Here is a 12579-nt window from a genome sequence, read left to right as displayed (position 1 = left end):
CGGTGGCGCATCTCAAGTAACTGCTCAGGCCGCATGATAAATGCGGCCTGAGCTATAAATATCAGTCCCCTAGTACCTGTTTGTCGTCGCCGTCGCGGGACCGGACAAGCTCCTCCTTGATCTGTCGGAGCACATGGGCGGAGCGACTGCGGTCGGCATAGGCTACCATGTTGGCCAGAATATCGATTGTCGCCAGATAGGCATATCGGGTGGATGTGGGGCGAAAGATGTTCTTGCCCTCATCGAGATCGATAGCGATCACCAAATCAGAAGCTTGTGCTACGGCGGAATTGCTTTGGGTTATCGCAATGGTGGGAATAGCGCGGGCGCGCAGCAAATTCATGCAATGCACCAGATCGCGGTCGCGACCTGTGATGGATGAACCAATCACAACCGTCCCCGGCTGGGCAGCGGCGGAGAGCATGTGGTTCATGCTGTGATCCGTCGATGCATTGATGCGGCATCCAAGACGAAACAGCCGGTTGTGGAGCTCATTGGCGATCATGGCCGAGTTGCCGGTTGCACCGAAGGCTTGGATGAAATCAGCCCCACGCAGCAAATGGGCAGCCTTTTCCATGGCAACCAGATCGAGTTGGCGGTGGAGCTGGAAAAGCGCATTCTGCGCTTTAGTGATAATGTCTTCAGCCACTTCTTCTACCGTGCTGGTTTCCGTTTCCGGCATCAGGTAACGCAACCCAACATAGGTGATCTTTGCCAGTTGCACCTTGAAGTCGGAGTAGCCCTGACAGCCTATCCGCCTGCAAAACCGCGTTACGGTCGGCGGAGATACGCCCGCTTTTTCTGCCAACTCGCCAATGGAAGAATTGACGACGAAATCGACATTCTCAAGCACAACAGTGGCGAGCTTTTTCTCGAGACCGGAAAGTTTGCCTTCCTTGTCTGACAATGCGTGAATGACGTCCATGGGATCTCCGGTCGGGGTGCAAACTGCGTTCGGCAGACGGTCTATCGTGTTTGTATTATGAAAAATAATTACAGAACTATGGAAATTTTCCACGTTCTGATCAATGATTATCTCTTACAAGAGAGCTATCAAGAAAATAATATACACCGCTAGCAAGCATTGCATTCCGCACCCGAGAGAGGCACTTCATGACGTTCCCCTGGCCAGAAGCAGGCACGCCACTTGAAAACATCCCCACGCCAATGCCGGTCATCGATGAAGATCGTATGGCTTCGAACATTGCCCGCGCGCAGGCTTATTTCGATCAGCATGGGAAGGCTTTTCGCCCACACATCAAGACGCACAAAATCCCCTCTGTTGCACGACAGCAGGTGGAAGCGGGCGCCAAAGGCATCAATTGCCAGAAGATCACCGAGGCGGAGGTTTTTGCCGATGCCGGTTTCGATGACATCCTGATTACCTATAACATTCTGGGTGCAGCGAAGCTTGTGCGGCTGAAAGCGCTCAATGAGAAAATTGGCGGTTTGAAAGTGACGGTCGACAGCGACGTCACGATTAAAGGGCTTGGTGAGACCTTCAACGCCGAACGATCGCTCTCAGTACTGGTGGAATGCGATACGGGCGGCAAACGTTGTGGCGTTCAGACACCCGATGCCGCTGTGGCGTTGGCTGAGCTGATCTCTGCGCAGCCGGGGTTGCGTTTTGCCGGCATTTTGACCTATCCGGCGGCGGGTGGGGCAGAGCGGGTCGAGAGTTTCATCGTCGAGACGATGGATAAGCTTTCCGCGAAAGGAATAGACTGCCCGATCCGCTCCAATGGCGGCTCACCGGACCTTTACTCCGCACATCTGGTGCCATCTGCCACGGAGCATCGTGCCGGCACCTATGTCTATAATGACCGAAGCATGGTTCGCGCAGGGCATTGCACCAATGACGACCTTGCCATGCATATTCTGGCGACTGTGGTTTCCAGACCTGCGCCGGGCAGGGCGGTTCTTGATTGCGGTTCCAAAGCTCTGACATCCGACCTTCTTGGCTTTGTCGATCATGGCATCATCGAAGGCTTTGATGGCGCGCGGGTTGTTTCTCTTTCGGAGGAGCATGGTGTGGTGGACCTGACAGATTGCAAGCAGGAGTTTCCGCCAGTGGGTGCAATTGTCCGCGTCATCCCGAACCACACATGTGTCGTTAGCAACCTTTTCGACCGCATGGTTTTTCATCGCGATGGTGTGGTGACTCGCGTTGAAGATGTTGCCGCGCGTGGCACTGTTTGGTGAGTTGTGTGGTGTTCGACGTGTGAATTGACGGTGTACCGCCAAAAAAATGAGTAGAATTTATGAAAAAAGAGCCGGATTTTCCGGCTCTTTTTTCATCTGATAAGTAAAATTGCTTCGGTTGAAGCATTGCGTCAGCATCGAAAAGCCTTGATTGATCGAGCATTTTCGACTTGTCACCCCTCGAGCCATCTCCATCGACCTGTGAAAATGAATTTCATGAATTTTCATAGGTCGGTTAGATTGGCGACGTCTGCCGCGATATCCGGTTGACACAGCCAATATTCAACGCATTATCAAGAAAATAAATTACAGAAAATAATCAAAGGGTGAACATAAGGCGGAGACTACCTTCATACTCCAAATTCAATGGTTGTATCGGCTTATTCGCCGGGCTGCGTGAACTGTTCCTTGCGTGCAGGACGTGGAGACAATCTTGAAGCCAGCGCACCTGATCGTCGGGTCTTGTGCATGACCATTTGCAAGCATGCCTTGCTTACCCCGTCCACTTGGAACCAATTCATGCGCATATTCACAGCCTCAATGGCCACGGAAACAAATACATTTTCTCCCGTTCCAACGGACATGGATGCATTCAAGGCTGCCTTTTATGCGGGGCCGGGTGAGCACCCGGAAACACCGACCCTGTGTTCATCGGTTGTGCCTATCTTGCGACGCCGCGGCAAAGCCGAAGGTTTCACGGTTATCGAAGGCACGTCGTGCTGGGCTGAACCTGCAGGTCTCATCCAACGCCAGACCTATGAGACGCTGCGCGATACAATTCTGGCCGAACTGAAAGCAGCGCTTCCCGTGGACGCCGTCGTTCTTGGACTGCATGGTGCAATGGTGGCGCAGGGCTACGATGATCCGGAAGGCGACTTTCTGGAAAAAGTGCGCGCGATTGTCGGTCCTGACATTCTGGTCGCTGCCGAATTCGATCCGCACAGTCACCTGACGACCAAGCGTGTGGCCAATCTCGACATTATGGCGACGTTTCTTGAGTTCCCACATACGGATTTTGAGGAACGGGGAGAGCATGTCGTCGATCTGGCTCTCAGGACGCTGCGCGGAGAAGTCAAGCCTGTCATTTCGACCTTCGATTGTCGCATGATCACAATCTACCCCACCAATCGCGAGCCAATGCGGTCCTATGTCGATCGCCTCGTGGCCATGCAGGGCAAGAATGGCATCCTGTCGATTTCCGTGATCCATGGTTTCATGGCCGGTGACGCGCCCGATATGGGGACGCGGATTGTTGTCGTTACCGACAATGACAAGGCCAAAGGTGACCAGCTTGCGCGCGAGCTTGGGCAGGAACTTTACGGCATGCGCAAACTGACCGCCATGGAGATGTTCGATACCGAAGCCGGTCTGGACCGCGTACTGGAAGTGCGCGCCAGCGATCTCTCGCGTCCTGTTGTGATCTCCGACATATGGGATAATCCGGGCGGCGGCGTGGCGGGTGACGCGACCTATATTCTGCGTCGTATGTTCGAGCGCAAGCTCGACAATTTCGCCGTTGCGACCATCTGGGATCCGGTTGCAGTCGCCTTCTGCCATGCGGCAGGCGAGGGAGCCGAGCTTGAAATCCGCGTCGGCGGCAAATCTTCATGGCAGGGCGGTGAACCACTGGATTTGCGCGTGACCATAGAAAAGGTGGCGGATGCAGGCTGGCAGAGTTTCCGCAACAGTAGGGTTAATCTGGGACGCGTTGCGGTAATCCGTCCCGTTGGAACACAAATTGATATCATTCTGATCACCAGCCGGTCTCAGACCTATGAACCGGATATCTTCACTAACCTTGGGATCGATTTTGCCAACAAGGATTTCCTCGTCGTCAAGTCGACCAATCATTTCCAGGCCGGGTTTCAGCCTGTCGCGTCGGAGATCGTCTATATCGCAGCGCCGACATCATATCCAACCAATCCGGCAGTCACGCCATACAGGAAAGCAAGTCTGGAACTCTGGCCACGGGTCGCCGATCCGCTGAGGCTGGACTAACAACAGCGAACCATCAGTCAGTCCAATTATAAAAGGGGAGTCACAATGAAGAAACGTTTCCTGCTCGCGACCACCGCAGCACTTCTATGTTCGAGCGCGATGGCTTTCGCGCAATCGTCAGATGGCATTCTGACCATCGCGACCATTGGCGAGCCGCCAACGCTGGATGCGATGCAGACTCCAACCGATATCGTTTTGACGATTGATCAGCATATCTTTGAGACGCTCTATACCTATGATGAACAGTGGAAATCGGTTCCATTGCTCGCCGCTGGTATGCCAGAAATCTCCGAAGATGGTTTGACTTACCGGATTGCGCTGAGAGAAGGGGTGAAGTTCCACGACGGCAGCGACTTTGACTCCAAGGACGTCGTTGCATCCTTGAAGCGATGGATGGAAATCAATTCCAAGGGCAAGCAGGTTGCCGGCATCGTGGACAGCCTGGCTGAAGACGGCGACCACGCCGTCATCATAAAGCTCAAGTCGCGCTATGCACCGCTCCTTGCCACTCTATCGCAGGCATCGATCATCATTCCGTCCGAGACGATCGCCGATACGCTGACGAAGTTCGTCGGCACTGGTCCCTATGCGCTCAAGGAACGCAAGCCCGATCAGTACACACAGCTTGTCCGCTTCGACGACTATAAGTCCCCGGAAGGCGAGCCAAGCAATTATGCAGGCAAGCGCGAGGCCATTGCAAAGGAACTGCGCTTTGTGCCCGTTCCTGATGCGAATACGCGCGTCGAGGGGCTGATTTCCGGTCAGTTTGATTTCGCAGACTCGCTTCCTGTCAGCGCCTATGAGCGCGTTGAGGCAAGCGGTAAGGCCAAGCCGGTCATATTTAAGAACTCTGGCTGGGCCTCCATGAATATCAACATGAAGGAAGGCGCGCTCGTCAAAAAGGAACTGCGTCAGGCAGTGCAGGCCGCACTCAATGCGTCCGACATGATGCTCGCAGCCTTCTCCGATGACCGTTTCTACAGCGTCGACGGTTCCATCTTCCCAGAAGGTTCGTTCTGGCACACGGAGGCCGGTGTCGCTCGCTATGGCGAGGGTGATCCGGAAACCGCTGCCAAGCTCTTGACAGATGCCGGATATGACGGCACGCCGATCCGGCTCCTGACCAGCCGTCAATATGAGTTCCATTACAAGATTGGTGAAGTGGCGAAAGCCTATCTTGAGGCAGCAGGCTTCAAGGTGGATATGCAGGTTGTCGATTGGGCTACATTGACGACACGCCGCGCCGATCCGAAAGAATGGGATATCTTCATTACCCATTCGAATTTCCCGGGCGATCCAACGACAATCAACACCATCACGGATACCTATCCAGGCTGGTATGTATCAGACCAGAAAGCCAAGGCTGTCGCGACCTATATGGATGCGACGAGCGATGAAGCAAAACAGAAGGCGTGGGAAGGCATCCAGACCGTCATCTATGATGACGCACCGCTCTACAAGGTCGGCAATTTCAATGCGCTTGCCGGCGTTGCGGATGGAGTGTCCGGTTATACGCCAACTTACTGGCCGCATTTCTGGAATGTAGCCCCTAAGAAGTGAGGCAGACTATGTCGAGGATCGCCCGGGCGCTGTTACACCGTTTGATAGGCATGGCCGTCGTGCTTGCCCTTGTTGTCACAGTTGTATTCGTCATTGTCCGGGTCACACCGGGCGATCCGGCTGCCGTCATGCTGGGGTCTGACGCGACCCCGCAGGACATCGCAGATTTGCGAGCACGGATGGGGCTGGATGCGCCCCTTCTGGTTCAGTATGGACAGTTTGTGCTCGGCATATTCCAGGGTGATCTTGGCCAGTCTATCTTTCTCAATCAGCCTGTTACGCATGCGCTTGCGTCGCGTGCGGAACCGACATTCTTTCTTACGCTGTTCTCGATACTTATTGCGGTGCTGATCGCCTTGCCTGTTGGAATTTTCTCAGCGGTCAAACGGGGTACTTTCTTCGATCAGACTGTGGTCGTGCTAACCATGGTGGCAGCAAGCGTGCCGAGTTTCTGGTTGGGTCTCCTCCTTATCCAGATTTTCGCGGTGCAATATGGCTGGTTCCCGGCATCTGGTTATGGTGGTCCCGACACGAGCTTTCTGGAAAGACTGCATCACCTGATTTTGCCTGCCGTGGCGCTTGGTGTGGTCAATTCCGCTCTGATTACCCGATTTACACGGGCCGCCATGCTTGACGTGCTGGGAGATGACTATGTTCGCACAGCTCGCGCAAAAGGCGCGAGTGAACGGCGTGTGATCCTCAAGCATGCTTTCAAGAATGCGCTTGTACCCATCATCACCGTCATTGGCTTATCCATTGCAATGCTGGTCGCTGGCGCAGTCGTGACGGAAACCGTCTTCGGTCTGCCGGGCATTGGAAATCTGGTGGTGTCGGCGGTTTTGCGCCGTGACTATCCGGTAATCCAGGGCACCCTGCTTGTTGTAGCCGCCATTTATGTCTTGATCAATTTTGTGGTCGACATGCTTTATATTCTCGTAGATCCGAGGGTACGCCTGTGACGCTCGCTTCCCTTTCCATGCCCTTTGCATCAAGCTTGCGGCGTCTGTTCGGCAACCGTGCAATCCTGCTCGGATCATTCATTTTGCTTGTCGTGGTGTTGGCAGCCATTCTCGCGCCGTGGGTCGCGCCTTACGCGCCCAATAAACTGTCGATCGTCAACAAGTTGCACGGGCCGTCATGGTCGCACCTCTTCGGCACCGACGAATTCGGGCGCGATATCTTCTCGCGTTCCATTTATGCAGGGCGCATTTCGTTGCTCGTCAGCCTCGGTGTGGTTGTGATCTCAACCGTGCTGGGCGTCATTCTGGGTGTTACAGCCGGGTATTTCCGAAAGCTGGATACACCTATCTCCAGACTGCTCGACGCGATGATGTCCTTCCCGGATATTCTGCTCGCCATTGCGCTTGTTGCAGCGCTTGGACCTTCGCTGATGACCGTCATCATTGCGCTTGGGATTACCTATGCGCCACGTCTGGCGCGTATCGTGCGCGGCTCTACACTGGTGATCCGCGAGATGCCTTACATCGAGGCTGCAATTTCGCTGGGACTTCCGACCTGGCAGATATTGTTGCGTCACGTGCTGCTCAATCTGGCGTCACCCATTCTCGTTCAGGCAACATTCGTTTTCGCCTCAGCAATGCTGGCAGAGGCAAGCCTGTCGTTCCTGGGGGTTGGCGTTTCGGCGGACATGCCGACCTGGGGCACCATGTTGGCATCGGGACGCGAATATATGAACAACGCGCCCTGGCTTATGCTTTTTCCCGGCCTTGCCATCGTATTTTCCGTCCTTTCGCTGCAACTCGTCGGCGACGGCCTGCGTGATCTGGTCGATCCGCGTCTCGCGAAGGAAAGCTGATCATGTTTGAACAGCGTAGCAATGATACTCGTCCCGTTCTGTCAGTTGAAAACCTGACCACTTCGTTCAAAACGGCAGAGGGTTGGCGGCCTGTTATCCGCAACATCAATTTCCATGTGAAGGCCGGCGAGACAGTTGCAATTGTCGGCGAGAGCGGCTCGGGCAAGAGCGTTACCGCGCTTTCCACCATGCGATTGCTGCCGCCTGCAAAATCGAAGTCGGAAGGCCGGATTCTGCTCGATGGGCGCGATCTTCTGCAAGTGTCCGAAGCCGAAATGCGCTCGGTACGCGGTGGGTCCATCGGGATGATTTTTCAGGAGCCGATGACTTCGCTCAATCCGGTTTTCACGATTGGCAATCAATTGGCCGAAGCCTTGGTGCTTCATCAAAAATTGAGCTGGAAGCAGGCCGAAGATGAGGCTGTTCGTCTCATGGAGCGTGTCCGCATTCCAGCCGCCCGCTCCCGCCTGAAAGAATATCCGCATAAGTTCTCCGGCGGCATGCGCCAGCGTGTGATGATTGCGATGGCGCTCGCCTGTCGCCCCAGGCTTTTGATTGCCGACGAGCCAACGACTGCTCTGGATGTAACAATTCAGGCCGAGATCCTTCACCTCATTCGCGAGTTGCAGCAGGAAGAGAACATGGCTGTTCTCTTCATCACGCATGACATGGGTGTGGTTGCCGAGGTTGCGGACCGGACTGTGGTTATGTTCCGTGGCGATATGGTCGAGACCGGTCGAACGGAAGACCTCTTCGCTGCACCGAAAGAAATCTATACCAAATCGCTGCTCGCGTCCATTCCGCGTCTGGGGACCATGGGCGCTGCGACAGCGCCAAAGCGGTTTCCATCCGTTGATCCGCAAACCGGAAAAGCCACGGATGGTGTGCAGACAAAACCCGTGTCCGAAGACCGAAAGCCGCTTCTTCAGGCGTCCAATATTGTCGTGCGGTTTGATCTTCCAAACGGTCGCATTCACGCCGTTGAAGATGTTTCGTTCGATCTTCGCCCCGGCGAAACGCTCGCATTGGTCGGGGAATCCGGTTGCGGAAAATCGACGACCGGACGAACGGTCATGCGTCTGCTCCAGCCGACATCGGGAAATATAGTCATTGATGGCCAAGATGTGACCAAACTGGGCGCATCGCAGTTGCGTGAAATGCGGCGCAGCGCACAGATGATTTTTCAGGATCCATTTGCTTCGCTTAATCCCCGTATTCGCATTGGCGCGGTGATTGCAGAGCCAATTCTGGCCCACAAGATGATGGGAAAGCGCGAGGCGAAACAGCGCGTTGCGGAACTGCTGGAGCAGGTCGGACTATCGACTTCGGTTGCAGAGCGCTTTCCGCATGAATTTTCAGGCGGCCAAAGACAGAGAATTTCCATCGCGCGCGCCCTGGCGTTGAAGCCAAAGCTGATTGTTGCGGATGAGGCTGTTTCGGCGCTCGACGTTTCAGTCAAAGCACAGGTGGCCAATCTTCTGCTCGATTTGCAGGAGGAGCATGATCTTGCCTACCTGTTCATCAGCCACGACATGGCCGTGGTCGAGCGGATCAGTCATCGCGTTGCGGTGATGTATCTCGGTGAGATCGTCGAGATCGGGCCTCGCAAGGCGATTTTTGGCAATCCTCAGCACCCATATACGCGCCGCCTCATAGCCGCCGTGCCGGTTCCTGATCCATCATCGCGTGGACTGGTGCGCCCAGAGCTTGGCGAGGAAATAAAGAGCCCATTGCGACCGCTCGACTACGTACCTCCAAAACGCAGCTATATCGAAGTCTCGCCCGGTCATCTGGTGCAGGACTTTGCTGAATGGGGCGAACGCTTATCCGCCGCGTGAATGATACGACCATGCCTGTCATCAAGCGAAAACACGAATTAAATAAGGAGCTTAGAGATGAGCAATGAAAAGCTGATCCGTTACGAAACCGCTGATAATCAGGCTGGCGGACAACGCCGACCCTTTGCCAAAGCGGTTCGTGCAGGCGATTTTGTCTATGTCTCCGGACAGGTTCCCACAGTCAATGGCGAAGTGGTTACAGGTAATATCGTTGCGCAGACCGAACAGGTCATTACCAACATCAAGGATGTGCTGGCCCTTGCCGATTGCACATTGGCTGATGTGGTCAAAGTGAATGTCTGGCTTGATGACGCGCGCGATTTCTCCAGTTTCAACGCAGTGTTTCAAAAACATTTTATCGACTATCCGCCAGCGCGTTCCACAGTGCAGTCACCGTTGATGATTGACGCCAAGGTAGAAATGGATGTGATCGCCTATAAGCCGCTGGCGTAAGGCACGCACGACACCCGGCAAGCCAAGCCGAGACGGCTTGGCTTGCCGAAAATATTCTCTCAGTTGTGATCGAGCACGCGCGACAGGCTTAACGCGGCTAGTGTGCATATTGCGCCGGATATCAGATATCCGCCGATGAAGATAATGCCGAGGCTGGTCGCAAGCCCAAGGGCGACGAGCGGGGCAAACGCCGCACCGACGAGCCAGGCAAGATCCGATGTCAAAGCCGCGCCGGTATAACGATAATACTGCGTGAAACGGGAAGAGACAGCGCCCGAAGATTGGCCAAATGTCAGTCCCAGGACACCAAAGCCGATCAGAATATAAGCATCTTGTCCGGCGCTGCCTGCATCAAGAAGGAAGGGGGCGGAAAAGCTGAATATGGCGATGATGATGGCGCCAACCATCAATTCACTGCGCCGTCCGATGCGATCTGCGACAAACCCCGACAGGATGATACCGACAACCCCAATCGCGGCACCTGCTACCTGCACCCAGAGGAAGCGTTCGGCAGGCTGCGTGCCCGAAAGAACAACCCAGCTGAGTGGAAAGATCGTCACAAGATGGAACATGGCGAAGCTTGCCAGCGGAACAAATGCGCCGAGCAGGACGTCAGTGCTGTGCTTGCTCAACATCTCAAATACCGGCCGCGGCTGCAATTCCTGCGCCTCCATCGCCGCGCCGAACTCACTACTTGCAACGATGCGAAGACGGGCAAATAGCGCAACAACATTGATCGCGAAGGCCACAAAGAAAGGGTAGCGCCAGCCCCAGGCAAGGAAGTCCGCTTCGCTGAGATTATGCACGAAATAGGCAAAGAGAACGCTGGCAAGCGCAAAGCCAATGGGTGCCCCCAACTGCGGGATCATTGCATACCAGCCCCTTTTGTTCTGGGGCGCGCTCAAACTGAGCAGTGAAGCCAGGCCATCCCATGCGCCACCGAGCGCGAAGCCCTGTCCAAGTCTGAACAGAGCGAGCAGGAATACGGCCCAATATCCGATCGTCTCAAAGCCGGGCAGGAATGCGATGGATGCCGTCGAACCACCGAGAATGACAAGGGCAAGCGTAAGTTTCGTTCCCCGCCCGTACTGCCGGTCGATCCACATGAAGATGAAAGAACCCACGGGGCGCGCAATGAATGCGAGCGAAAAAACCGCAAACGACATTAATGTCGCCGTCACCGGATCAGGTGCAAACGGGAATATGAGCTTCGGGAAAACCAGAATGGACCCGAGTCCGTAGACGAAAAAATCAAAGAATTCGGACGTGCGGCCAATTACAACACCGATGGCGACGTTGCCCGGAGACAGGGGCTTTCCGTCACTGTGGATGCGTCGTGCGTCTTGTTCAAGACCTGATGATGTCGGCGTGGCGGACGAACTCATGAAACTCTCCGAGGGAAACGTATCATGTGCTTTATGATGTCGCACCAGCGCACGATATCAAGGAACAGGGCAAAAAAAAAGCATATATAGTTGCCTAAAAGCTGCTTTGCCGCGAAATTTTCACAAACTGAAAAATGGGTCTTCCCGAAACGCGATTGTGCCTTATCATGATTAAAGGAACAGAATGTAGGTCGGGTTTAACATGGACTCATTCTTTAGTTTCATACGAAATACGATCCTAGCTTCACTTCTTCTGGGGCTGGCCGGGTGCAATATGGTCGTCATGTCGCCATCAGGTGACATTGCCGTACAGCAGAGGGACCTCATCGTCATATCGACGATCCTTATGCTGATTATCATTGTGCCGGTTATTTTCCTTACGCTCTTCTTTGCCTGGCGATACAGGCAGTCCAACAGCGCGGCCAAATATGATCCGGAATGGCATCATTCGACTGCGCTGGAGGTGGTTATCTGGACGGCCCCGCTGCTCATCATCATCGCATTGGGCGCGATTACATGGGTCAATACGCACAAGCTCGATCCATACCGCCCCCTAGATAGAATTGATGGTGCGCGACCGGTTGAGGCTGGTATCAAGCCGCTGACGGTTGAGGTCGTAGCTCTTGATTGGAAGTGGCTGTTCTTCTATCCGGACTATGGAATTGCCACCGTCAACGAGATGGCGGCTCCTGTTGACAGGCCAATTAACTTCAAGATCACGGCCTCATCTGTCATGAATTCCTTTTATATCCCGGCACTTGCAGGCATGATTTACGCGATGCCCGGAATGCAGACCCGGCTGCATGCTGTCATCAACAAGGCCGGCGAATATGAAGGCTTCTCATCGAATTACAGCGGTGAAGGCTTTTCACATATGCGCTTTCAGTTTCACGGTCTTGATGATTCAGGTTTTAACAACTGGATAAATCAGGTGAAGCAGAACGGCACGGCTCTGAACCGGGACACATATCTGAAGCTCGAAAAGCCGAGTATCAAGGACCCCGTTCGGTATTTCGGCGCAGTTGATGACGGGCTCTTCGAAGCCATACTCAATATGTGCGTTCGACCGGGCCAGATGTGCATGAGCGATATGATGCATATTGACCGGATGGGCGGTGCAGGTGTCGATAGCCGGGAGAATAAGGCCAAGCTCCAACACGACAATCGTTATAGCAATGAGGAAGCTCAACCCGCGGCGACGGATGTTCAAACCACTCCTAATACCAATCAGGAGCAGGGTCATGACATGCACAATATGCACAACATGCCCTGAAGTCGGTTCACGTCGATTGCGTGATACAGGTTAGTGCGACTTCAACGTAGAGTT

General features: G+C 54.3%; 10 protein-coding genes. 8 read left to right on the top strand and 2 right to left on the bottom strand.

Annotated elements, in window-relative coordinates:
- Positions 1-61 precede the first annotated feature (61 nt).
- The gene (locus QBD01_RS16610; RefSeq protein ID WP_280993733.1) at positions 62-925 is read right to left on the bottom strand and encodes a MurR/RpiR family transcriptional regulator; all 864 of its coding nucleotides are present in this window, start codon (positions 923-925) and stop codon (positions 62-64) included.
- A 188-nt stretch (positions 926-1113) separates the two neighbouring features.
- Here QBD01_RS16610 and QBD01_RS16605 point away from each other — a divergent pair, with 188 nt between their 5' ends.
- The 7 genes from QBD01_RS16605 (at position 1114) to QBD01_RS16575 (ending at position 9867) form a co-directional block, all read left to right on the top strand.
- Positions 1114-2202, top strand: coding sequence for a D-TA family PLP-dependent enzyme (locus tag QBD01_RS16605; RefSeq protein WP_280993732.1), 1089 nt, complete (start codon positions 1114-1116; stop codon positions 2200-2202).
- A 519-nt stretch (positions 2203-2721) separates the two neighbouring features.
- Positions 2722-4200 carry a M81 family metallopeptidase gene (locus QBD01_RS16600; RefSeq protein ID WP_280993731.1) on the top strand — a complete coding sequence of 493 codons (1479 nt, stop codon included), beginning with the start codon at positions 2722-2724 and terminating at the stop codon, positions 4198-4200.
- 45 nt (positions 4201-4245) lie between these two features.
- Positions 4246-5760: an ABC transporter substrate-binding protein gene (locus QBD01_RS16595; RefSeq protein WP_280993730.1), complete on the top strand. Its 1515-nt coding sequence runs from the start codon at positions 4246-4248 to the stop codon at positions 5758-5760.
- 8 nt (positions 5761-5768) lie between these two features.
- A complete protein-coding gene (locus QBD01_RS16590; RefSeq protein ID WP_392391425.1) occupies positions 5769-6719 on the top strand; it encodes an ABC transporter permease in 951 nt (316 codons plus the stop codon).
- Between the two features lie 17 nt (positions 6720-6736).
- Positions 6737-7576 carry an ABC transporter permease gene (locus QBD01_RS16585; RefSeq protein WP_280993850.1) on the top strand — a complete coding sequence of 280 codons (840 nt, stop codon included), beginning with the start codon at positions 6737-6739 and terminating at the stop codon, positions 7574-7576.
- Between the two features lie 2 nt (positions 7577-7578).
- Positions 7579-9414: an ABC transporter ATP-binding protein gene (locus QBD01_RS16580; protein WP_280993729.1), complete on the top strand. Its 1836-nt coding sequence runs from the start codon at positions 7579-7581 to the stop codon at positions 9412-9414.
- 57 nt (positions 9415-9471) lie between these two features.
- Positions 9472-9867 (top strand): RidA family protein, encoded by a 396-nt coding sequence (locus QBD01_RS16575; protein ID WP_182521473.1) that lies wholly within the window; start codon positions 9472-9474, stop codon positions 9865-9867.
- Positions 9868-9926: 59 nt separating this feature from the next.
- Here the strand turns inward: QBD01_RS16575 and QBD01_RS16570 are convergent, their stop codons facing one another.
- Positions 9927-11252, bottom strand: a complete 1326-nt coding sequence (locus QBD01_RS16570; RefSeq protein ID WP_280993728.1) for an MFS transporter — start codon at positions 11250-11252, stop codon at positions 9927-9929.
- A gap of 202 nt (positions 11253-11454) precedes the next feature.
- Here QBD01_RS16570 and cyoA point away from each other — a divergent pair, with 202 nt between their 5' ends.
- Positions 11455-12525 (top strand): ubiquinol oxidase subunit II, encoded by a 1071-nt coding sequence (gene cyoA, locus QBD01_RS16565; protein ID WP_280993727.1) that lies wholly within the window; start codon positions 11455-11457, stop codon positions 12523-12525.
- Positions 12526-12579 lie beyond the last annotated feature (54 nt).

It is taken from the genome of Ochrobactrum sp. 19YEA23 (assembly GCF_029909865.1).
Lineage (GTDB): Bacteria > Pseudomonadota > Alphaproteobacteria > Rhizobiales > Rhizobiaceae > Brucella > Brucella gambitense.
The sequence above is the reverse complement of the archived record's forward strand: the minus strand, read 5'-3'. Positions and strand labels throughout refer to the sequence as shown.

Excerpts from the sequence above, each read along its gene's own strand:
- QBD01_RS16610 (WP_280993733.1), bottom strand. The coding sequence starts at position 925 with ATGGACGTCATTCACGCATTGTCAGACAAGGAAGGCAAACTTTCCGGT.
- QBD01_RS16605 (WP_280993732.1), top strand. The coding sequence starts at position 1,114 with ATGACGTTCCCCTGGCCAGAAGCAGGCACGCCACTTGAAAACATCCCC.
- QBD01_RS16600 (WP_280993731.1), top strand. The coding sequence starts at position 2,722 with ATGCGCATATTCACAGCCTCAATGGCCACGGAAACAAATACATTTTCT.
- QBD01_RS16595 (WP_280993730.1), top strand. The coding sequence starts at position 4,246 with ATGAAGAAACGTTTCCTGCTCGCGACCACCGCAGCACTTCTATGTTCG.
- QBD01_RS16590 (WP_392391425.1), top strand. The coding sequence starts at position 5,769 with ATGTCGAGGATCGCCCGGGCGCTGTTACACCGTTTGATAGGCATGGCC.
- QBD01_RS16585 (WP_280993850.1), top strand. The coding sequence starts at position 6,737 with ATGCCCTTTGCATCAAGCTTGCGGCGTCTGTTCGGCAACCGTGCAATC.
- QBD01_RS16580 (WP_280993729.1), top strand. The coding sequence starts at position 7,579 with ATGTTTGAACAGCGTAGCAATGATACTCGTCCCGTTCTGTCAGTTGAA.
- QBD01_RS16575 (WP_182521473.1), top strand. The coding sequence starts at position 9,472 with ATGAGCAATGAAAAGCTGATCCGTTACGAAACCGCTGATAATCAGGCT.
- QBD01_RS16570 (WP_280993728.1), bottom strand. The coding sequence starts at position 11,252 with ATGAGTTCGTCCGCCACGCCGACATCATCAGGTCTTGAACAAGACGCA.
- cyoA (WP_280993727.1), top strand. The coding sequence starts at position 11,455 with ATGGACTCATTCTTTAGTTTCATACGAAATACGATCCTAGCTTCACTT.